Annotated in this window: 23 protein-coding genes; 16 read left to right on the forward strand and 7 right to left on the reverse strand. The window is 34.2% G+C overall.

What is annotated here, in order from left to right:
• Positions 1-17: 17 nt before the first annotated feature.
• From CLV90_RS18775 to CLV90_RS18785, 3 genes are read right to left on the reverse strand one after another with little or no spacing between them, the layout of a single operon-like run.
• Positions 18-1,109: a DUF4097 family beta strand repeat-containing protein gene (locus CLV90_RS18775; protein WP_133689053.1), complete on the reverse strand. Its 1,092-nt coding sequence runs from the start codon at positions 1,107-1,109 to the stop codon at positions 18-20.
• A complete protein-coding gene (locus tag CLV90_RS18780) occupies positions 1,090-1,653 on the reverse strand; it encodes a hypothetical protein (RefSeq protein ID WP_133689054.1) in 564 nt (187 codons plus the stop codon). The genes CLV90_RS18775 and CLV90_RS18780 overlap by 20 nt, the downstream gene beginning before the upstream one ends.
• Positions 1,653-2,207, reverse strand: a complete 555-nt coding sequence (locus CLV90_RS18785) for an RNA polymerase sigma factor (protein WP_133689055.1) — start codon at positions 2,205-2,207, stop codon at positions 1,653-1,655. The genes CLV90_RS18780 and CLV90_RS18785 overlap by 1 nt, the downstream gene beginning before the upstream one ends.
• Positions 2,208-2,537: 330 nt before the next feature.
• On the opposite strand from CLV90_RS18785, the gene lon reads away from it, so the two are divergent.
• Together lon and cmk are read left to right on the forward strand one after the other, a co-directional pair.
• Positions 2,538-4,988, forward strand: a complete 2,451-nt coding sequence (gene lon / locus CLV90_RS18790; protein ID WP_133689056.1) for an endopeptidase La — start codon at positions 2,538-2,540, stop codon at positions 4,986-4,988.
• A gap of 28 nt (positions 4,989-5,016) precedes the next feature.
• Complete coding sequence (gene cmk, locus CLV90_RS18795; RefSeq protein WP_133689057.1) at positions 5,017-5,715, forward strand: (d)CMP kinase; 699 nt, start codon at positions 5,017-5,019, stop codon at positions 5,713-5,715.
• Positions 5,716-5,764: 49 nt separating this feature from the next.
• Here the strand turns inward: cmk and CLV90_RS18800 are convergent, their stop codons facing one another.
• Positions 5,765-6,145 carry a LysM peptidoglycan-binding domain-containing protein gene (locus tag CLV90_RS18800; protein ID WP_133689058.1) on the reverse strand — a complete coding sequence of 127 codons (381 nt, stop codon included), beginning with the start codon at positions 6,143-6,145 and terminating at the stop codon, positions 5,765-5,767.
• Positions 6,146-6,408: 263 nt separating this feature from the next.
• On the opposite strand from CLV90_RS18800, the gene rpsA reads away from it, so the two are divergent.
• On the forward strand, positions 6,409-8,244 hold the full coding sequence (rpsA, locus tag CLV90_RS18805) for a 30S ribosomal protein S1 (RefSeq protein WP_133689059.1): 1,836 nt from the start codon (positions 6,409-6,411) through the stop codon (positions 8,242-8,244).
• A gap of 191 nt (positions 8,245-8,435) precedes the next feature.
• On the opposite strand, the gene CLV90_RS18810 is transcribed toward rpsA, so the two are convergent.
• The gene (locus tag CLV90_RS18810) at positions 8,436-9,686 is read right to left on the reverse strand and encodes an OmpP1/FadL family transporter (protein ID WP_243835583.1); all 1,251 of its coding nucleotides are present in this window, start codon (positions 9,684-9,686) and stop codon (positions 8,436-8,438) included.
• Entirely contained in the window at positions 9,676-11,016 is a 1,341-nt protein-coding gene (locus CLV90_RS18815; RefSeq protein ID WP_243835585.1) for a DUF4270 family protein, read from the reverse strand. Before CLV90_RS18815 ends, CLV90_RS18810 begins: the two co-directional genes overlap by 11 nt.
• A gap of 240 nt (positions 11,017-11,256) precedes the next feature.
• Between CLV90_RS18815 and CLV90_RS18820 the strand changes: the two genes are divergently transcribed.
• From CLV90_RS18820 to CLV90_RS18875, 12 genes are all read left to right on the forward strand, one after another.
• Positions 11,257-12,249 (forward strand): Kelch repeat-containing protein, encoded by a 993-nt coding sequence (locus CLV90_RS18820; protein ID WP_341777700.1) that lies wholly within the window; start codon positions 11,257-11,259, stop codon positions 12,247-12,249.
• A 74-nt stretch (positions 12,250-12,323) separates the two neighbouring features.
• Complete coding sequence (locus tag CLV90_RS18825) at positions 12,324-12,665, forward strand: DUF4907 domain-containing protein (protein WP_133689061.1); 342 nt, start codon at positions 12,324-12,326, stop codon at positions 12,663-12,665.
• 49 nt (positions 12,666-12,714) lie between these two features.
• The gene (locus CLV90_RS18830) at positions 12,715-13,707 is read left to right on the forward strand and encodes a sensor histidine kinase (protein ID WP_243835587.1); all 993 of its coding nucleotides are present in this window, start codon (positions 12,715-12,717) and stop codon (positions 13,705-13,707) included.
• Positions 13,704-14,432 (forward strand): LytR/AlgR family response regulator transcription factor, encoded by a 729-nt coding sequence (locus CLV90_RS18835; RefSeq protein ID WP_133689063.1) that lies wholly within the window; start codon positions 13,704-13,706, stop codon positions 14,430-14,432. Before CLV90_RS18830 ends, CLV90_RS18835 begins: the two co-directional genes overlap by 4 nt.
• A 112-nt stretch (positions 14,433-14,544) precedes the next feature.
• The gene (gene pyrR, locus CLV90_RS18840; RefSeq protein ID WP_133689064.1) at positions 14,545-15,084 is read left to right on the forward strand and encodes a bifunctional pyr operon transcriptional regulator/uracil phosphoribosyltransferase PyrR; all 540 of its coding nucleotides are present in this window, start codon (positions 14,545-14,547) and stop codon (positions 15,082-15,084) included.
• A gap of 4 nt (positions 15,085-15,088) precedes the next feature.
• Positions 15,089-16,015 (forward strand): aspartate carbamoyltransferase catalytic subunit, encoded by a 927-nt coding sequence (locus CLV90_RS18845; protein WP_133689065.1) that lies wholly within the window; start codon positions 15,089-15,091, stop codon positions 16,013-16,015.
• Position 16,016: 1 nt separating this feature from the next.
• The gene (locus CLV90_RS18850; protein WP_133689066.1) at positions 16,017-16,349 is read left to right on the forward strand and encodes a ribonuclease Z; all 333 of its coding nucleotides are present in this window, start codon (positions 16,017-16,019) and stop codon (positions 16,347-16,349) included.
• Positions 16,350-16,384: 35 nt separating this feature from the next.
• A complete protein-coding gene (locus CLV90_RS18855) occupies positions 16,385-17,290 on the forward strand; it encodes a ribonuclease Z (protein ID WP_133689067.1) in 906 nt (301 codons plus the stop codon).
• Positions 17,291-17,368: 78 nt separating this feature from the next.
• Positions 17,369-18,016, forward strand: coding sequence for a pyridoxamine 5'-phosphate oxidase (gene pdxH / locus CLV90_RS18860; RefSeq protein WP_133689119.1), 648 nt, complete (start codon positions 17,369-17,371; stop codon positions 18,014-18,016).
• Between the two features lie 15 nt (positions 18,017-18,031).
• A complete protein-coding gene (locus tag CLV90_RS18865; RefSeq protein WP_133689068.1) occupies positions 18,032-18,520 on the forward strand; it encodes a SixA phosphatase family protein in 489 nt (162 codons plus the stop codon).
• The gene (gene ppk1, locus CLV90_RS18870) at positions 18,517-20,583 is read left to right on the forward strand and encodes a polyphosphate kinase 1 (protein WP_133689069.1); all 2,067 of its coding nucleotides are present in this window, start codon (positions 18,517-18,519) and stop codon (positions 20,581-20,583) included. Before CLV90_RS18865 ends, ppk1 begins: the two co-directional genes overlap by 4 nt.
• Positions 20,584-20,595: 12 nt before the next feature.
• A complete protein-coding gene (locus CLV90_RS18875; protein ID WP_133689070.1) occupies positions 20,596-21,486 on the forward strand; it encodes a Ppx/GppA phosphatase family protein in 891 nt (296 codons plus the stop codon).
• Positions 21,487-21,494: 8 nt separating this feature from the next.
• Here the strand turns inward: CLV90_RS18875 and miaE are convergent, their stop codons facing one another.
• Positions 21,495-22,076 (reverse strand): tRNA-(ms[2]io[6]A)-hydroxylase, encoded by a 582-nt coding sequence (miaE, locus tag CLV90_RS18880; protein WP_133689071.1) that lies wholly within the window; start codon positions 22,074-22,076, stop codon positions 21,495-21,497.
• Between the two features lie 119 nt (positions 22,077-22,195).
• Between miaE and CLV90_RS18885 the strand changes: the two genes are divergently transcribed.
• Complete coding sequence (locus CLV90_RS18885) at positions 22,196-23,047, forward strand: EboA domain-containing protein (RefSeq protein ID WP_133689072.1); 852 nt, start codon at positions 22,196-22,198, stop codon at positions 23,045-23,047.
• Position 23,048: the final 1 nt, after the last annotated feature.

Raw genomic sequence — 23,048 nt, forward strand, 5'->3', positions numbered from 1 at the left:
TTTAATTGATTGATATTTTATTTTTTAGTAAAACTTATTCCGCCATAGTCACTTGATAGCGTCATTTTATTTCCACTTCCTTTAGAACCATAAAAACCTTCGTAGTGCTTGTCAGAAGATTTTTCTGTACTGATATTAATGGTAAAGTCATCTTTTCCGCTAACTCCCGCATAACTGGTAGAAATGTCGAAATCGAAATGATAATCGCTATGGTATCCTATTTTAATTCCTGTATAATCCGTTCTAATATTTACATTACCAGCATCTGCTGCAAGTTCATTTATTCGTATTGATCCATAGTCAGCACCAATGGATACGTCACCATGTACGGTACCAAGTTTTACAGTAATATAATCGCCATTACCATCAATACTATTTAGTTCGTCGATATCCATATTGCCATAGTCGCTTGTATATTCAAGATTATCCATAATGCCAATACTGGCGTTGGTGTAATCTGCATTGATAGCAAGATTTCCAGCTTTTTCTATGGTAAAACCTGAGTAGTCGGCTCTAATTTCTCCACTATTGATATATCCAATTGTAGATTTTGAAGTGTAATCGAAATTTAAACGATTATTACGACCTCTCAGTTCTCCTAAATCTAGCCTTCCGTAGTCACAATTAATTCTGGCATGACCATCAATTCTATCGAGGCTAATATTACCATAATCGTTACTCAGATCTACATTGTTCTTTACTGGAACTTTAATGGTGTAGTTGATCTGCATGTTAACATTGTTATTGTTTCCCCAGCTCCATCCCCAGCCATTACTACTTTTATTAAAAATAGTTTCTGCAGAAACACGTTCGCTACTTGCTTCAAAATCAATGGAAATTTCATCTAATTTTTTCTGAACCTTTTCTTCGTTGTTACCATTCGTTTTAATGTGAACTTCAATAACTACCCGGTTCTCGTTCCAAGAAGTAATATTTAAATTACCGTAAGAGTTATTGATTTTTAGCAAGGCATTAGCATTAACATTAAACTCTTTTTTAATCTTTTTTTCTTTGGTATGCTTACCGTCAAAAGAAGTGTCGTTTGCATTTGCTACAGTAGTTAATGCAAGTAAAAGTAGCCACATATATTTATATAGTATAGTTTTCATCATTTGATTTTTTTATTGATTTAATATTCTCAATTTGAACCATAACCTCGTTTAAAAGGTCAATTCTAGTTTGAAAATTTGTGATCATAGCACTTAAAATTAATTTGCTATTACCACCGTTTACTAGGTCTTGTTCCATTGTGGTATAATTCAATTGAAGCTTTTTCAATTGAGCCATGGTGTCATTTATTATCTTTTCTGTTTCTGGTGATTTTTCAGAGTTCAGTTCATTGATCTGCTGTTCAATTAAATTCGCGAAATAAAATTGAGTCTTAGAGGCTTCAGGTGAAATATCGGCAACCTGATCTTCAATGCTACTAGCCTTGTTAAGTTGAAATAATCCAACAGATAATAGAATGGCAATAGAAGCGGCAACAGACAAAAAGAGCATCCAAGGATTCTTTTTCTTAGGGGCAAGCGTCACCACGCCTTTAGATTCATTTAGTTTTTCTAAAAAACGTTGTTGGTGCCCATTGTTAGGTTCCGCATAATCCATTTTGTCCTGTAGCTCAATAAAAAGCTCGTCTATAGTATCTTTCTTCATTAGACTGCGAGTGTTAATTTTTTTCTAAGACTTTCTTTTGCTCTTGAAACAGTAGTTCTGCAATTGGCATAACTAATGTTCATGATTTCGCTGATTTCATCATAATCAAACCCTTCGATTAAATGTAAGGTCAAAGAAATTCTGTAATTGTCTTTTAAATCTTTCATGGTTTCCATCACTTTTTGAGCCTTTAGTTCTGTAAACACATGGTCAGATGCAATTCCGTCATTATCTTCGACCTTGTACAATACTTCATCTAAAGCAACTTCATTCTTTTTCTGTTGCTTTCTATATTGATGTATGCTGTTGTTTATAACAATGCGCTTCAACCAAGATCCAAAAGTTACTTCCCCTTTAAAAGTATGCAGTTTCGTAAATGCGCTTAGAAACGATTCTTGCATAATGTCTTCTGCTTGGGCAGTGTCTTTTACGATTCTTAGAGATGTGTTGAACATAGCCTTGTAATACCTATTGTACACTTCTAGCTGTGCACTTTGTTTACCGGCCATGCACAATTGCACTAGCTCATCAATATGTTCTCTTTGTTGGCTCAAAAAGTGATTGGTTTTATTGAAAGATGATTCAATTTACGGTTTGTTACAGTTTGGTAAAATTTATATTCAAAATTCTTTACTTTTTAAAGAACATCTGATTTATAAAGGGGCGTTTTGTAATTACTATATGAGCTTGTGCTGAGGTAGTCAACTTTAATACTATCTTATTTTTACGAATTAATTCACTTGGCACAAGAATTGAAATACCTTAATGCAAGTGAAGGTGCAAAAGCTGTAGTATCCTTATTTATAGTGCTTCTACGGCATTTATGTATAATTTATAAAAATAAAATTCTGTTTGTTTAATGACAGAATGACCGATATATGAGTATGGGAGATTCTAAATTTTCAAATTTTGACAATATGTCTTTACAGGTGATCGATCAAGATTCTGAGCTTATACCACTATTGACCCCCGAAGATGAGGAGCAAATGAATAGTGAGATATTGCCAGAAACCTTACCGATATTGCCTTTAAGAAATACGGTACTTTTTCCTGGTGTAGTAATTCCGATTACTGCGGGTAGGGACAAAAGTATTCGTTTAATAAAAGATGCTAATAATGGCTCTAAAGTCATCGGTGTAGTTTCTCAGAAAAACGAAGAAACCGAAAACCCCGATGTGCAAGATATTAACACCCTAGGTACGGTGGCCAAAATATTACGCGTGTTACAAATGCCCGATGGTAATACAACGGTCATCATTCAAGGTAAAAAACGTTTTGAGATTGCCGAGGTTTTGACTAAAAAGCCATATCTAACGGCTACGGTTAGGGAGACCGAAGAAATAAGACCGGGAAAAAATGATAAGGAGTTCTCTGCCATTATAGAATCTATCAAAGAATTGGCATTAAAGATTATTAGAGATAATCCGAACATTCCTAGTGAGGCATCTTTTGCCATTAAGAATATTCAAAGCGACTCTTTTTTAATCAACTTTGTATCGTCTAATCTTAATTTAGATGTAAAGGCGAAACAAGAGTTATTAGAGATAAGTAGTCTGCAAGAACGTGCATTGGCAACATTGAAATACATGAATGTTGAAATGCAGAAGTTAGAGCTTAAAAACGATATTCAGTCGAAGGTTAGAAATGACCTAGACCAGCAGCAAAGAGAGTACTTTTTACACCAACAAATGAAAACCATTCAAGAAGAATTAGGTGGTGTTTCGTATGATGAGGAGTTAGAGGAGATGAAAATCAAGTCTAAAAAGAAGAAGTGGGGCAAGAAAGTAAAAGAGCATTTTGATAAGGAGCTATCTAAAATGAAGCGTATGAATCCGCAAGTGGCAGAATATTCCATCCAAAGAAATTATTTGGATCTCATGCTAGATTTACCTTGGAGAGAATTTTCGAAAGATAAGTTCGATTTAAAACGCGCACAACGTATTCTAGATCGTGACCATTATGGTTTAGAAGATGTCAAGAAAAGAATCATAGAATACCTGGCAGTATTAAAACTCCGTAACGATATGAAATCTCCGATTTTATGTCTATACGGACCTCCGGGAGTTGGTAAAACTTCTTTGGGTAAATCTGTGGCAGAAGCATTGGGTAGAGAATATGTAAGAATGTCTTTAGGTGGTTTACGTGATGAAGCTGAAATTAGAGGGCACCGTAAGACCTACATTGGTGCTATGCCAGGTAGAATTATTCAAAGTCTTAAAAAGGCAGGTACATCAAACCCTGTATTTATTTTAGATGAAATAGATAAATTATCGAATAGTAATCAAGGTGATCCATCTTCTGCAATGTTAGAGGTATTAGATCCTGAGCAGAATAGTGATTTTCACGATAATTTTTTAGAGTTAGGGTATGATCTTTCTAAAGTAATGTTCGTTGCTACAGCAAATAATTTAGGTAGTATACAGCCGGCACTTAGAGATCGTATGGAGATTATTCATGTAAGTGGTTATACCATTGAAGAGAAGGTAGAGATTGCCAAAAAGCATTTACTGCCAAAGCAATTAACTGAACATGGTTTAGATTCTAGTCATTTAAAAATTGGTAAGCCCCAATTAGAGAAAATTGTTGAGGGGTATACCCGCGAATCTGGCGTGCGTTCTTTAGAGAAGCAAATTGCTAAAATGGTACGTTACGCGGCAAAATCAATAGCTACAGAAGAGGAATATGAAATAAAGATTAGTAATGAAGTTATTATAGAAGTATTGGGCGCACCAAAAATGGAGCGTGACAAATATGAAAATAATGAAGTTGCGGGTGTAGTAACAGGTCTTGCTTGGACTAGTGTTGGTGGTGATATATTGTTTATTGAATCTATACTTTCAAAAGGTAAAGGTACTATGACAATTACCGGTAACCTTGGTAAGGTGATGAAAGAATCTGCAACCATTGCAATGGAATATATAAAATCTAATGCCGAACGTTTTGGAATTGATGCAGCAGTTTTTGAAAAGTACAATGTACATATTCACGTGCCTGAGGGTGCAACCCCTAAAGATGGTCCGAGTGCAGGAATAACTATGTTAACTTCTTTAGTTTCGTTGTTTACTCAAAAACGTATTAAAAAGAGCTTGGCGATGACAGGTGAAATTACCTTACGTGGTAAAGTTTTACCGGTAGGCGGAATAAAGGAGAAGATTCTTGCAGCAAAAAGAGCGAAAATTAAAGAGATAATTCTTTGTGCAGATAATGAGCGTGATATTAAAGAAATCAAAGAATCTTACTTAAAAGGATTGACCTTTCATTATGTAAAAGAAATGTCTGAAGTAATCGATATTGCCATTACAGATGTCAAAGTAAAAAACGCAAAGGAGCTATAGTATAGCTTTTCTTTATATTTTTGGAACAATGAAAAAAATCACTATTGCAATCGACGGATTCTCTTCTACAGGAAAGAGTACTTTGGCTAAGCAATTAGCTAAAAAACTAGAATATGTATATGTAGACACTGGTGCAATGTACCGCGCAGTTACATTGTTTGCCATGAAGTCCGGTTTTGTTGAAGCGGTTGAAGTTGATGAAGATGCATTAGTGAAATCGTTAGGTGATATTGAGCTGAATTTTATTTTTAATTCAGACTTAGGGTATGCCGAAATGTATTTGAATGGTGAAAATGTAGAGAAGGAAATAAGAACCATGCCCGTTTCAAAAAATGTAAGTCAGGTTTCGGTTATAGCAGCTGTGCGAGAAAAATTGGTAGCTATGCAACAAGCTATGGGTGTTAGTAAAGGCCTTGTTATGGACGGTAGAGACATCGGTACTGTAGTATTCCCTGATGCTGAACTTAAAATTTTCATGACAGCTTCACCAGAAAAACGTGCGGTAAGAAGATATAAAGAATTGTTGGATAGGGGAGAGAACGTTGTTTATGCAGATATTCTAGAAAATGTTGAAAAGCGAGATTATATAGATAGTAACCGTGCAATCTCACCTTTGAAAAGGGCAGAAGATGCTATAGAATTTGACAATAGTGATTTAGGCCTGGCGGATCAGTTTCAAAGAATATATGAACATTCGCTTCGGGTGATTGAAAAACATCAAGTATAAAAAAGAGGTTAGCAATGCTAACCTCTTTTTATTTATATTCTAATGAATATTATTTGTTTGGTATTACCAATACTTGATCAGGATGAATAACATCTGGATTTTTCAAAATACCAGTGTTTGCCTCAAAAATAGCTTTATACTTCATAGCATCACCGTAGTAGTGCTTTGCTATTTTACTTAAAGACTCACCACTTTTAACAACATGTCTGTGATATACAGAATCGTCTTCAACAGTAATATTAGCTTTTATATCAGAAGGACTTTCGCCTCCTAATTGCTTAATTTTATCCCACATTAGGTCTTTCTCATAAGGCGTATTTGCTTGTCCTTTCACTTTAAGAACATCACCTTCAACGGTTACATTTCCGTCTTTTATACCTAATTGCTCACCAAGATCTAATACACCTTGATATTTTGCCTTAACACTCATAATTTTACTTTTTTTAATGGTTATTATAATACTTCTAAGATAAGCATATTTAAGATATTTAATTCTAAAATCATGCCAAATTCATTAAATGAACGCGTAATACTTTGTTGTGTTGCCTAATTTAAATAAAATGATTATTTTTGCACACCTTTTTTGCAAGGAAGTCAAGAGAAAAAGGGTTAGATAAAAAATTAATGTAACTACTTTCATAGTCGTTGCCTAAGTCTTGATAAGGTTATGGAATACAAATTATTAATCAGCAAATGGCTGAAGAAAAAACAAACGCGGAGGTAGAAGCTACTACCGAAGCAACACAACAAGCTGTTGAAACTCCACAGCAAGATCCACAAGAATTTTTAGAAAATTTTAATTGGGAGAAGTACGAGCAAGGAATTGAGCGTGTTGATGATTCTAAATTGAAAGAATTTGAACAATTAGTGGCTGAAAATTTCGTTGACACCGCAGATGCTGAGGTTGTTGAAGGAACTGTAGTTTATATTACTGATAGAGAAGCTATTATTGATATCAACGCAAAATCTGAAGGTGTAATTTCGTTAAACGAATTTCGTTACAACCCAGGTTTAAAAGTTGGTGACAAAGTAGAGGTTTTGATCGATATTCGTGAGGATAAAAGTGGTCAACTAGTATTGTCTCACAGAAAGGCAAGAACTATCATGGCATGGGATCGTGTTAACGCAGCTCATGACAAAGAAGAAATCGTTAGTGGTTTTGTTAAATGCAGAACTAAAGGTGGTATGATCGTTGATGTTTTCGGAATTGAGGCATTCTTGCCAGGTTCTCAAATTGACGTGAAGCCAATTCGCGATTACGATCAGTATGTTAATAAAACAATGGAATTTAAGGTTGTAAAAATCAACCACGAATTTAAAAACGTTGTAGTTTCTCACAAAGCTCTTATTGAAGCTGATATTGAAGAACAGAAGAAAGAAATCATTAGCCAATTAGAAAAAGGACAAGTATTAGAAGGTGTTGTTAAAAACATTACTTCTTATGGTGTGTTTATTGATCTTGGTGGTGTAGATGGTTTAGTTCATATTACTGACCTTTCTTGGAGCAGAATCAACCACCCGAACGAGGTTGTTGAATTGGACCAGAAATTAAATGTTGTAATTCTTGATTTTGATGAAAACAAGTCTAGAATACAATTAGGTCTTAAGCAATTAGAGAAGCACCCTTGGGAAGCTTTATCTGATGAAATTAAGATTGGTGATAAAGTAAAAGGTAAAGTAGTTGTTATAGCTGATTATGGCGCATTCATCGAAGTTGTTGAAGGTGTTGAAGGTCTTATTCACGTTTCTGAAATGTCTTGGTCTACGCACTTGCGTTCAGCACAAGATTTCGTAAAAGTTGGTGATGAGGTTGAAGCAGTTGTATTGACATTGGATCGTGAAGATCGTAAAATGTCTCTTGGTATCAAGCAATTGACTCCAGATCCTTGGACTGATATTACTACTAAATACCCTGTAGGTTCTAAGCATAAAGGTATTGTAAGAAACTTTACAAACTTTGGTGTATTTGTTGAACTAGAAGAAGGTATCGATGGTTTAATTTATATCTCTGATCTTTCTTGGACTAAGAAAATCAAGCATCCATCTGAGTTTACCAATGTTGGTGATACTTTAGAGATAGAGGTGTTAGAATTAGATGTTGATGGTCGTAAGTTAAGCTTAGGTCATAAACAAACTACTGAAAACCCTTGGGATAAATATGAAACTGAATTCGCTTTGGATACAGTTCATACAGCAACCATTTCTGATGTAGTTGATAAAGGTGCAACAATTGAATTTAACGAAGATATTACTGCATTCATACCTCAACGTCATTTAGAGAAAGAAGATGGTAAAAAACTAGGTAAAGGCGATGAAGCTGAATTCAAGATTATTGAGTTCAATAAAGACTTCAAACGTGTAGTAGCTAGTCATACTGCAATTTTCCGTGAAGAAGAGCAACGTAATGTAAAAGCGGCTGTCAAAAGACAATCAGCTAGCGCAGATGAAGCTAAGCCTACATTAGGTGATGCTAACGATGCACTACAAGCGTTGAAAGACAAAATGGAAGCTGATTCTAAGAAGAAGTAATTTCATAGTATAGATTCTGAATAAGAGTCAAAAGTAAAAGCCCGGATAATTATCCGGGCTTTTTTAATATCCATACTATCAGTTCCTATTAGGGTTCCAATAAAATGAATTACTAATGGAGATTTTACTATTAGAAGTTGAAATATCTTCCAAAAAAAAGTTGATTTTTTGGTGGTAAGTTTTTTGTTAACTTAATATACCTTCTTCTTAACGAACCAGATATCCTCTAAACTTAAGTTCAAGGTAACCAGATGATATTTTTCTTTAATAAGTACATTCTGTAATAATCCCTTAGAGCCATAACTGTAAGAAAGGTTGATCATAGAGTGGCTACCTCTACTTGCTGGTATACCTATACCTGCTGTTAAATTATAACCTTCTATTTTTTTATCGCCTATTGCTAAATAGCCATTATCATAATTGTAACCTAATCTATAACTTATTCGTTGACCGTATTTGTAACTATTTGGGTCTTTGAGGTATTCTAAACCAAACGCGTAAATATCTTGGTCTTGATAGCTACCTATGTTTTCGGTTTGATTAGTATCTGTCCAAAAGTTTTTCTTATAATCTGCACTAAAAGTTACCGCCTCAATTGGTTTTATACTCATACCAAAGCCGAGCTCTAATGGCAGTTTAAAATCAGAAACATTATCAGAACTTTCGTCTTCAACAGAGATTTCGGTTCCTAATAAAGTTTTATTTACTGACCTTTTTAAACTGCCATTTAAGCTAGTTGGCAGCTGAACCGTACTACCAATTGTTATATTTTCATTGACATCGAACTGTAGTCCAAAACCTAATCTCGCACCGCTATAATTAGTTTTTTCGGTAGACTCAAAAGTGGTAGAGTTATAAATAAAAGATTCTGTTTCATCAATGCTTCCAAATAGGAATGATGCGCTTATTCCTAATCTCAATTTTGGAATAATTGAATATCCAACATTCAGTTTAATATCGTTTAGCCCACCTAAACCGGTAATGTTACTTTCAAACGTTTCTGTAGAACCTTCAATATTAGTGTTTACACCTAATAATGAATACCCAACATCACTATATGGTATTATTGTAATACCGGCACCTAAATTATCGGTGATTCTAAATCCGAAGGCTATATTAGAAAAGTTAACAGTCGATTTTTCTTCAGATGTAGATGTATTGCTGTAGTTATTGAATTCGCCAGTTACACCGATATCATATAAAAAAGAATGCTGGGGTATTAAAGCATAATTTGCTGGGTTTAGATTGTTAAGTTCGTATGGCGATTTTATACCGATACCACTATAACCTAGACTATTGAATTTACCAATGCTGGTCTGATTAATTACTCCGAGTCCGTATAAAGAATAAGGTGAGCTTGTTAACCCCTCAGACTGCGCATAAGCTAGTTGACATGCTAATACTATAGCTATTGTAATACATATAATTTGGTTAATCTTCATCGTATATACCGTATGTTAATTCTAAAATTGTTTCGTTTTCTCCATTTCCATTTCCACTCATAATAAATCGATCCACCGAAGAATTATAGTCTATCGGCAGAAGGATCAACGCATCATCTATGTCTCTATCTCTTAACTGCAGTTCTTCTAAGAAGTAGGCTAGTGATATTTCATAATAGATATCATTGAATTCTTGGTTTTCTCTGTTAAGTATGGCATAATACGTTGAGGTCAATGTTTCTACTAGTTCATTATTTTGGTCAACCACATAAACTGCAAGGGTATCTCTTAGCTTTAAATGGTCGTCATAAGATTGGGCAACCGGTTTAATTTTTAAAACTCCGTCTAATATGGTGCCGTTACCTGGTATATCGTACAGACTGCCAATATGTGGAAATTGAATTCGCATGGCAATTCCGATTCCCGATTCAATATAGCTTTGGTTGTTAGCCTCTGAACTAGCAAGATTGGTCTTGCTATCTGTCAAAGATTGTAATGGGGTAATGGGGTCGTCGGCTATAATTCTATTAAAAAACGGAATGGGAGTAGTGGTGGCATTTATTTGAACATCAATAAATTCTTGAATATTATCATCGGCAGTATCTGTACTAAAATACAAGCGCATATAGGTGTTTTCAGAAGATTTAGAAAAACCAATAATAGAACCATTATCAGTTTCGTCTGGTACAATTCCAATGCCTTTAAAATAATCTCTGTACTCATCAGAGTTTACAATATTCTTTTCTTGAAGTTGGGTAAATACATCAGACCCGAAATCATCTATTAGCTTAATAGTAATTGAATCGCCCGCTAAAGGTCTTGGGTAATATTCAAGAATGCCAAGGTCAGCTTCTTCATAACCAATACTGCTGGTATTGTAGAAATAATCATCGCTAATTGGTTTTAAGTTTTCATTTATTTTTTTAATGTGAATGGTATTTTTCAGTAATGTATCATTATAATAATACTGGTCGTAACCTAAAACCATAATAAGGCTGTCAAATTTAGCATCGCTGTCAATAGTGTAAGATGCAGGCAAGAATTGTATGTAGCTAGATGCTGTTATAGTGCCAAAAACGGTATCGGTATATTTTCCGGTGAGTATTCGTGTAGATACAGATGTAGCGATACTATCAAACTTCATGGTAGAAGTGCTAACCGTTAACGTATCTATTAACAGAAGTCGAATAGTGCTATTTGTAAAAGATTCACCGGCAACAAATTCTGAATCATTATAAATATCATCACTACAAGAAACTGCTGGTATTGTTAATAGACCACCGAGCATAATCATACAGAACACACGTATTTTATTTAAGAACACCTTCATTTAGATTTTAATTTTTATCAAATCTAAATGACAGTCTTGGTTGTTAAAACCCGAATAGACGAATCGTTTATGTTAAGGGATGAACACTGTTATTTGAACTATCAAAGAAAACTTCGTGTTGGTAGATGAAATTTTGGGTTTGGTATGTTAAAAACCAATTTTAATCTATTGTGTTTTTTTGAACCCTAAAGCCTCTAGTAGATTTGAACTCGAATACAACGAACCTTAAAACAAAAAATGATGAATAAAAGAAAATGGTATGTGTACAAGATTACTGGTATGCTGATTATGGCTATGGTAATTTCGAGCTGTTCAAGTGAAGATGAAGATGATGATTTAGGTAACTGGGTAGATAAATCTGTTTTCGATGGTAGTGCGAGAAGTAGTATATCTGGTTTTACAATTAACAATGTCGGCTACATGGGTGTTGGTTATGATGGTGACGATTATCTATCCTCGTTTTGGGCATATGATATTGAGGGTGATTATTGGTCACAGAAAGCAGATTTTCCGGGGGTGGCAAGAAATGCTGCGGTAGGTTTTGAGGTTGATGGTGTCGGTTACATTGGCTCAGGCTATGATGGTGTAGATGAGTTGACAGATTTTTACAGGTATAATACAGTCTCTAACACATGGACTGAAATTGCGCCGTTGCCAACGGCAAGAAGAAATGCTGTAGGCTTTGGTGTAAATGGTTTTGGCTATGTAGGTACTGGTTATGACGGTGAAAACGATAGAAAAGATTTCTGGAAGTACAACCCGGCAAATGATACCTGGACAGAGTTAGTTGGTTTTGGTGGAAACAAAAGAAGATCGGCCACCACGTTCACTATTAATGAACAGGTATATTTAGGTACAGGAGTGTCTAATGGTATATACTTAGATGATTTTTGGGTTTTTGATCCTACCACAGAAAGTTGGACAAAGAAGTTAGATTTGGACGAAGAAGACGAATACGCTATACAACGAAGTAATGCAGTTGGTTTTACCGTAAACGGATATGGTTATATCGCTTGTGGAGAGCTTAGTGGTGCTACAAATACAGTTTGGGAATATGACCCGATTTTAGATGAATGGGAACAAAAAACATCATTTGAAGGAGCGACACGACAAGATGCCATAGCTTTTTCTAATGGCAGTCGGGTATTTATAGGTATGGGGAGAACAGGTACATTATACCTTGATGATTTAGATGAATTCTTTCCTCAAGATGAGTATGAGGAGGAAGATTAATTTTTCATAGTGAGTGTGATTGTTAATTTTTTGGGTCAATCTTTGTTGATTGGCCCATTTTTAAACATTTTTTTATGATTTCGACTGCAAAATATTGGGTATTTATTGTTCTATTTTTGTCATTGGTGTTGGGTTATTCAATTTATAATCAAACGTTCACTAGTGAAAATCAAAATTTTCATAGTCAGGTGGTCAATCTAAATGACGGTTATGGTTATCAGATTATGAGAGGAGAGAAAATAGTGATTTTTCAAGAGTTTATACCAGGTTTTCCTGGTAAACAAAAATTTGCTACTGAGGATCAAGCCTTAAAAACAGCAGGCCTGGTTATAGCAAAAATAGAAGCAGGTAAGTCTCCCGTTTTAAAAGTATCAGATTTGACCGATAACAATATTTCAACTGGGGCAGCGCACTAGGTTCTATATGAAAATAAGTTTAAAAAATAGGGTCCAGATAGTTGTCCATATGAGTATATGGATATTGTTATACGGACTCACTTTTTACCCGATTTTAAATGACGAGAGACCTATACCTTCACATGTATTACCCAAACTGATTATAATTCTAGTTCTTTTTTATTTTAACTACTTCTATTTAGTACCTGAATACTTATTAAAAAAAAGTGTTTTGATTTATCTTTTTGTATCTATTGGGTTGCTAATTATTGCAGTAGCAGGGCTTAACCATTTTTATGAGCCTAAACTACCAGAAGATTTTTTTTTAGAAAGACAGCCGCCAAGAGGCTATGGGTACATGCCTATTTATAGGTCGTTCGTAAACTTAGGTATTCCCTATATCATAAGTGCAATTTTAAGAATGTATGTAGAATGGAAACGTAACGAGAATTTACGATTGTCTGTTGAAAAGGAAAATATTAAATCAGAGTTACAATTTTTAAAGGCACAGTTAAATCCGCATTTTTTATTCAATTCGTTAAATACGATTTATGCGCTTTCTGTAAAAAAATCGCCAGATACCTCTGACGCAATAGTTGATTTATCTGAATTAATGCGCTATATGATCTATGAGGCAGATAAAGATTTAGTGCCCTTAAATAAAGAGTTAGACTATATAAAAAGTTACATACAGTTACAACGTTTACGTTTATCTGATAGCGAAAATGTATCATTAAAAATTACAGGTGAAGATAGGGGTAGGGCTATACCGCCATTATTGTTTATCTCATTTATAGAAAATGCATTTAAATATGGCACAGATTACAAAGGCAAAACCTATGTTAAGATTACGTTGATTATTACAGATGTCTCTGTTTATTTAAATGTGAGAAATAAGATTGGAATTTTTAGAGAACCTACCAAAAACTCGGGCATTGGACTCCAGAATATTAGAAACCAGTTAAAATTGATTTACCCGGGGTTGCATAATCTAGAAGTAGAGAATGATGGCAAGGATTATGAAGTTTCATTAATTATTTATCAAAAACAAGCGAAACTATGAGGTGTATAATAATTGATGATGAGCCATTGGCAATAGAAATACTTTCGAGCTATTGCCAGAAATTAGATTTTATCAATTTGGTAAAAACATATACCAACCCTTTAGATGCGATAAGTGAGATAAAAGAAAAGAAAATCGATCTGATTTTTTGCGATATCGAAATGCCCCAAATTAACGGAATTGATTTTATGGGTACGCTAGATAATAAGCCATTTTTCATATTTACAACAGCCTATTCTCAATATGCAGTTGACGGTTTTGAGTTGAACGCTGTAGATTATTTAGTGAAACCGATACCGTATCACCGTTTTATTAAGTCGGTATCAAGAGTTCAAGATTTAATTTCTAAAAAACAAAAAACGATTATGGAAGCAAACGTATTCTCATCGACCGGAGAAAATTCAGTAGATAAAAAGTTCATTTTTGTAAAGGCAGAATACGAAAGTATTAAAATCGATTTAGACCAAATTGAATATGTACAAGGTTTAAAAGATTATTTAAAAATCCATATTTGTAATACCAATAAAACTATTCTTACGCTCATGAGTTTCAAAGAAATTATGGGCAAGTTACCTTCAAATCAATTTCTTAGAGTACATAAATCTTACATAGTAAATGTAAATTTCATTAAAACAGTGCAGCGTAATAGAATAGTTATAAACGATATGCGCATACCAATTGGTGAAAGTCACAAAGAAGCATTTTTCTCTATATTGGGTTTATAATAGACACGTTAGAAAACAATAATTGAGTATTTCAAAATCACTTCTTATTTATGCTATCAAAGTTTAAATAGAATTATCTATTTTTGTTTAGCTAAAAGCACGGGTGCCTATTATGAGTCAAAAAGTTTTACTCTCTTCTAAAGAAATAAATATCATCCTGCATCGATTGGCTTGTCAGCTTCTTGAAACCCATTTAAGTTTTGGGAATACTGTTTTAATAGGTATTCAGCCAAGAGGCAAGTTTCTTGCCCAGCGCCTTACAAGAATTCTTAAAGAAGAATATAAAGTAAAGCATATAGACCTTGGTTTCTTAGATATTACATTTTATCGTGATGATTTTAGACGTGGAGACAAAACCTTAGAAGCTACAAAAACAAAAATCGATTTCTTGGTAGAAGATAAGAATGTGGTTTTAATTGACGATGTTCTTTATACCGGTAGAAGTATTAATGCGGCATTAACAGCTTTACAATCTTTTGGCAGACCAAAAGATGTAGAACTATTGTGTTTAATAGATCGCAGATTTAGCAGACATTTACCCATACAGCCTAATTATAGAGGTCGTCAAGTAGATGCCATAAACGATGAAAAAGTTAAGGTGATGTGGGAAGAAAATGATGGGGAAGATATTATATATTTAGTAAATAGATAAGAAAATGAGCGAACTGAGTGTTAAACACTTGCTGGGAATTAAATACCTGAAGGAAACCGATATTCAGCTTATTTTTGAAACTGCCGATCATTTTAAGGAAGTGATCAATCGCTCCATTAAAAAAGTCCCTTCGCTTCGCGATATTACCATTGCCAATATATTTTTTGAAAATAGTACCAGAACAAAATTATCATTTGAACTTGCTGAAAAGCGACTATCTGCAGATGTACTTAATTTCTCTGCCAGCCAGTCTTCGGTAAAAAAGGGAGAAACCTTAATAGATACCGTAAATAACATTTTGTCTATGAAAGTAGATATGGTGGTCATGCGGCATCCAAACCCTGGTGCAGGTATATTTTTATCAAAGCATGTCAATGCTTCTATTGTAAATGCAGGCGATGGCGCTCATGAGCACCCTACTCAGGCATTGTTAGATTCTTATTCCATCCGAGAAAAACTTGGAGATGTAGCTGGTAAAAATGTAGTAATCGTAGGTGATATTTTGCATTCAAGAGTAGCCCTCTCAAATATTTTTGCACTAAAATTACAAGGAGCAAATGTTAAGGTATGCGGTCCTAAGACATTGTTACCTAAATACATAGACTCTTTAGGTGTTGGTGTAGAAACTAATTTGAGAAAGGCGTTAGAGTGGTGCGATGTGGCAAATATGCTACGTATACAGAACGAGAGGTTAGATATCAGCTATTTTCCGACTACGAGAGAATATACCCAACAATTCGGGGTCAATAAAAAGCTATTGGATAGTTTGGATAAAGAGATTGTAATCATGCACCCCGGACCAATAAATAGGGGAGTTGAAATTACAAGTGATGTTGCAGATTCAAAACAATCTATAATTTTGAATCAAGTTGAAAACGGAGTTGCCATACGTATGGCGGTTATTTATTTGTTAGCATCTAAAATAAAGTGATATGATTTTTACTAAAGAAGGATCGTTGATTATTGTTTCTCAAGAAGAAATATCAATAGAACGCTTTTTACAAAATTTGGAGAATGAATATGCCAAATTAAAGAATGATAATTTGGTATTAGATTTATTAGGATTCTCAAAACTGACGCCTTACAATGTTATTTCTTTTTTAGAAATAGCTAGAAAACATAAAAAAAACGGACAGTCATTTGTTCTGGTTTCTGATAAAGTATCTTACGACGATGTGCCAGAAGAAATGAGTTTAGTGCCTACACTTCAAGAAGCTAGGGATATCGTTGAAATGGAAGATATAGAACGCGATTTAGGTTTGTAATTACATGTGCCTAAAGAACATAGAACTTAATTAATATGCGACTTACTGTATTGGGTTGTTACGCTGCAACACCAAGAACACTTACTAACCCAACCTCTCAAATACTTGAAATTAATAACCATATGGTTTTGATAGATTGTGGTGAAGGTACCCAAGTAGAGCTAAGAAGACATAAAATTAAGTTCTCAAGAATCAACCATATATTCATCTCGCATCTTCATGGCGATCATTTTTTTGGTCTTCCCGGGTTCATTTCTACGATGAGGTTGCTGGGTAGAGAGAAAGAGCTTCATGTTTATGGTCCAAAAGGTATAAAAGAAGCTATTACATTGCTATTGAAATTAGGAGATTCATGGACTAATTATCCTTTACTTTTTCATGAGCTCTCAAGTAAAGAGTCAGAGCTTGTTTTTGAGGATGCAAAAATTAGTGTTACAACAATACCCTTAGATCATAGAATCTATACTAATGGGTATTTGTTTAGAGAGAAAGTAGGAAAAAGAAAGTTGAACATAGCTACTGCTGAAGAGTATGGCATTGACAAAGCCTATTACCAAAATATAAAAAATGGTAAAGATATTACCCTAGACAATGGTGAGATAATTGCGAATAGCGAATTAACTTTTGATCCGCCTAAACCTAAATCTTATGCTTTTTGTAGTGATACTATTTATGATGAAAGTTTAGCTGCCAAAATTAAAGATGTTGATGTGTTATATCATGAATCTACCTTTTTAGAGTCAGAAGCAGAATTGGCCACGAAAACTAAACATGCAACAGCAATGCAAGCGGCTAAAGTAGCAAAAGTGGCAAATGTAAAAACCTTAGTATTAGGTCATTATTCTACACGGTATAAATCTATCGAGCTTTTTAAAGAAGAGGCTTCAACTATATTTGAAAATGTGCTTCTTGCCGATGATGGTAAGAGTTTCGATTTTTAAATCTTTTAATACGTTTTTATACCATTTATTTTCCTTTCTTTTTAGAACTTTGTTTATCTTGTTTTTAACACGAAAATGATGCAGAAAGATTTAGGGGATTATAGAAAATCATATGAAAAAAGTGCGTTGATGGAAGACAGTATATCTGACAATCCTATTCAGCTATTTCAAACTTGGTTTTATGAGGTTGAAAAATCTGACGGAGTTGATGAGCCTAATGCCATGACAGTTTCTACGGTGGGGTTAGACGGTTTTCCGAAAAGCAGGGTAGTTCTTCTAAAAAAATACACCCACGAAGGTTTCATATTTTATACCAATTATAATAGCGAAAAGGGAAGAGCGATAAATGAAAATCCGAAGATTTGCATTTCTTTTTTCTGGGCGAATTTAGAACGTCAAATAATTATAAAAGGGACCGCCGAGAAATTGGCAAAAAATCTTTCTGACGGTTATTTTGAATCAAGACCTGACGGCAGCAAATTAGGTGCTTTAGTTTCTGATCAAAGCACGGTAATTAACTCTAGGTCTGTTTTAGAAGATAAGCTTACGGAGTTAGAAAAAGAGTATGAAGGTAAAGAAATTGAAAGACCAGAGCATTGGGGCGGATATTTGGTAAGACCCGTTTCAATGGAGTTTTGGCAAGGTAGACCCAATAGGTTGCATGATCGAATTCGATATACCTTAACCGATGATTTTGATTGGAAAATGGAGAGATTGGCACCATAAATTTAATTAAGCCGTATGAAGAATTTATATTTAATGCGACATGGTAAGTCATCTTGGGAACTCAATGTTAGTGATCAAGACAGGTCATTATTACAAAGAGGTATTTTCGATGTGCATTTGGTAGGCGAAGAAATAGCAAGAAAGAATTTAAAAATAGATCAGGTTTATACAAGCCCCGCAAACAGGGCGTTTCATACCTGTATAATTACGCTACGTGTACTTGAGTATCCTTTTGAGAATTGTAATGTAACTTCAGAGTTGTATGATTTTTCTGGGGATCAGGCACTTCAGTTTATTAAGAGTTTAGATGATAATTTAGATAATGTCCTCCTTTTTGGACATAACCATACCTTTACCCATTTGGCAAATTCCCTTGGAGATAAACATATCGATAATGTTCCTACCAGTGGCTTTGTTCACTTACAATTCAATGAAAATACTTGGGCTACTATTTCAAAAGGCTCAACAATACAAACTATTTTTCCGAAGCAACTAAAAGCATGATAAAAAATAACAACCAGTACATAAATAGAGAGATAAGTTGGTTATGGTTCAACGAACGGGTTTTGCAAGAAAGTGCAGATAAAAATGTGCCGTTAATTGAGAGACTTCGATTTTTAGGTATTTTCTCTAATAATTTAGATGAATTTTTTAAAGTGCGTTACGCAACGGTTAAGCGTATTGTTGAAGCTGGTAAGACCGGTAAAAGTGTGCTGGGTGGTGAGAAAGCTAAAGATCTTTTAGATGAGATTACAAATATTGTAATAGAGCAGCAAACTAAAAGTTTAACGATTCTTAGAAGAATTGAACATGAGTTAGAGGGTAAGAATATCTTTATAATTCAGGAAACGGAATTAAATGACAACCAAAAGGAGTTTGTAAAAGCCTATTTCTTGAAAGAGGTAAGTCCACAATTAATGACCATCATTTTAAACGATCTCACTCGTTTTCCAACCTTAAAAGATACTGCAGCATATTTGGCAGTAAAAATGGTTATTAAAAGTGAAGAAAGTAAGAAAGAGAAACGATATGCATTGATAGAAATCCCGAAGGGAATAGACCGTTTTGTGGTATTACCAGATGAAGGCGAAAAGAGCTATATCATTATTCTAGATGATTTGATCAGGTATTGTTTAGATAATATTTTTACCATGTTCGAGTACGAATCTATTTCGGCACACATGATAAAAATAACTAGAGATGCCGAATTGGATATAGATAATGACCTAAGTAAAAGTTTCATTGAAAAAATATCATCAAGTGTAGAGCATAGAAAAATAGGTGATCCAGTTCGTTTTGTATATGATAAGAGTATAGGTAGAGATACCCTAGCTTTCCTAAAAGAAAAAATGAATATTGAGGATACGGATAGTGTAATACCTGGCGGTAGATATCATAACCGTAGAGATTATATGGGCTTTCCTAGCTTAGGTAGAAAAGATCTTTTGTACGATAAGATTGTCCCACTACCAGTAAAAGGATTGAGTGTAGAAGGTAGTATACTAGAAAGTATTGCGAAAAAAGATTATTTGCAATACACTCCGTATCACACCTTTACCTATATCTTAAAGTTTTTACGTGAAGCTGCTTTAGATCCCAAAGTTCGAACTATAAAAATTACGGTATATAGGTTGGCAAGTGATTCTCAAATAGCTGCATCATTAATAAATGCGGTTAAAAATGGAAAACAAGTAACCGTACAAATAGAACTTCAAGCCCGTTTTGATGAGCAGGCTAATATTGAATATGCAGAGCAATTACAGGCAGAAGGTGTAAAACTGATTTTCGGAGTACCAGGCTTAAAAGTACATAGTAAAATTTGTATGATAGAGCGCGAAGAAGCAGGGTCTTTAAAAAGATACGGATTTGTTAGTACAGGTAATTTCAACGAATCAACTGCAAGAATCTATACAGATTTTACCTTGTTTACTGCAGATGAAGCCATACTAAAAGAATTGAACAAAGTTTTCGATTTCTTTGAGACGACGTATAAAATTAACAAATACAAACATCTTATAGTTTCGCCGCATTATACCAAGAATGCGTTTATGAAATTAATTGATAATGAGATTGCAAATGCCAAACAGGGTAAAGTAGCTTTTATCAAAATAAAAATGAACAGTTTTACCTCCTATAAAATGGTAGATAAACTGTATGAGGCAAGTAGGGCAGGGGTAAAGATCCAGTTGATCATAAGAGGTATATGTTGCTTAATACCCGGTGTTGAGGGCATGAGTGAAAACATCGAGGCTATTAGTGTTATTGATAAATTTTTAGAGCATACACGCCTTTTTGTTTTTGCCAATGGAGGAGATGCAAAAATATATATATCATCTGCAGATTGGATGACCAGAAACCTAGATTATAGAGTAGAGGTAGGTTGCCCAATTTATGATGTAGACATAAAAAAAGAGCTGATGGATACTTTTGACATTTGTTGGAAAGACAATATGAAAGCTCGTATTTTTAATGAAAAACAAGATAATGCCTATAGAAAGACAACCATGCCTAAAATTAGGTCACAGTTTGCTACTTATGAGTATTATGCGAATAAACTAAAATCTTAAAAAAGTACTCTTTTGAAGATAAGAAAATTTGCGGCGATTGACATAGGCTCCAATGCTATTCGGTTGCTTACACATAACGTTATTGAAGATAAGGGTAAAAGAACCCAATTCAGAAAAAGTTCTTTAATTAGAGTGCCTGTACGACTGGGCGAAGACTCATTTACAGTAGGTGAAATTTCTGAGATAAATGAAAAACGGTTAATAAGTACCATGAAAGCTTTTAAACTGCTAATGGAAGTTGCAGGAGTTGAAAAATATAGAGCTTGTGCTACATCTGCAATGAGAGAAGCCAATAATGGTAATGAGATAATTAAAAAAATTGCTTTAGAATCAGGTATTCAAATAGATTTGATAGATGGTAAGCAAGAAGCAGCTATAATAGCCGCGACAGATTTAAAGAGTCTCATTAAAGAGGATCAATCTTATCTGTATATAGATGTTGGTGGCGGTAGCACAGAATTCACTCTATTTTCAAATGGGAAAATTCAAGTTTCTAAGTCGTTTAAATTAGGTACAGTTAGACTTTTGAATGATATGGTAAAGCCTGAGACTTGGAATAAGTTAGAAGTATGGATTAAGTTAATTCTGAAAGATAAACCCAAGTTATCCATAATTGGTTCAGGTGGTAATATTAATAAGTTGCATAAGATTTCAGGAAGAAAAGAAGGCGAACCCTTATCATATATTTGGTTAAACGCTCAATATCATTTTTTAGATAGCCTAAGTTATGATGATCGTATATCAGAGCTAGGATTAAATCCAGATAGGGCAGATGTTATCATACCGGCAACCAAAATTTTTCTATCAGCTGCCAAATGGAGTGGCGCTAAGAAAATTCATGTTCCTAAAATCGGACTTTCAGATGGTATAATTAAAGATTTATACAATTCTGAAAATAAGTAATTTGAGATTTAACCGTGAATAGATTCTTTGGTTCCTAAATCTTTCATGATTTGAGCTTCATATTCTAGAAGGCTGTCCCATTTTTTATTCACCTCTTCTAATTCCCCATATTTACGGGCAAATTTTAAGAACATAGTGTAATGTCCGGCTTCACTTATCATTAATTTATGATAGAATTCGGCTAATTTTTTGTCTTCTAACTCTTCGGATAATAATCTAAATCGCTCACAACTGCGCGCTTCAATTAATCCTGCGTACAATAATCTATGAACCAATTGTGTAGTTCTGCTTCCTCCTTTTGGAAAGAATTTGATTAGTTCAATAACATAATCATCTTTACGATCTCTGCCTAAAGTATTGCCGCGTTTTAATATAAGGTCATGCACCATTTTAAAATGACCCATTTCTTCTCTAGATAACGCTACCATTTCTTCAACAAGCTCGGTATATTCAGGGAAAGATACAATTAGCGATATGGCGGTACTAGCGGCTTTTTGCTCACAATACGCATGATCAGTAAGTATTTCATCAATATTTTTCTCTACAATATTTACCCATCTTGGATCAGTAGGTAATTTTAAGCCTAGCATAGTTTACTTTTTTTCAAAATTAGAAAAGATTTCGAGACCGAGCCAATTATAATCAAGAACCTAGACAACTTACTGCTGAATAATAATTATTTTTGATGTAAAGTCAATCTTATTACAAAATGCACAATCAAAAAGATATTCAAGATATTTTAATACAATTTGGAACACCAGAAAGTGTTAGTTGGTTAAAGGGTAAAATTGAGAAGTTGGCTGGTGATAAATCTTCAAAAGATTTATTCATGACCTATAGCTTGCTAAATGTAAAATTTGATACTACAAACCTAATTCCATTTAAAAAATTAGATACTGAAAGTGCTAGTTATTTCAGCGCACATAGAGCAAATATGCTACAAGTAGCACGTATCTATTTGTTGTCAGAAGTACTAGGGCATGATGAGGAATATTATACGCCTAAGGTGGCAAACATTATACAGGTGGCTGATACAAGTGAATTGGAAACCTTTTTGAAATACTTGATTTTGTTACCCAATCCCGAAGCTTATAAACAAACAGCGGTTGAAGCTTTAAGAACGAACATTGCTACCATTTTTGATTCAATTTCATTGAACAACCCATATCCGGCAAAATATTTCAATGATCAACAATGGAATCAGATGTTTTTAAAAGCTGCATTTATGGAGCGAGATCTTTCGCAAATAGAATCTGTTGATGAAAGGGCAAATGCTGATTTAACTAGAATAATATCTGATTATGCACATGAAAGGTGGGCTGCAGGTAGAAAAATAGACCCATTATTTTGGAGACCCGTTTCCAAATTTTTGAATGATGAGCTTTTAAAAGACATGAAGACACTTTTAAATAGTGATGATGCAACAGAAAATAATTCAGGAGCCCTTTGTTGTTATTATTCAGAAAATGATAAGGCATTGGCTCTGTTAAATAGTAAACCAGAGCTAAAACATAAAATAGCAGAAGGACATATAACTTGGAATACGATTAAACAACAATAGA

It is taken from the genome of Maribacter spongiicola (assembly GCF_004364165.1).
Lineage (GTDB): Bacteria > Bacteroidota > Bacteroidia > Flavobacteriales > Flavobacteriaceae > Maribacter > Maribacter spongiicola.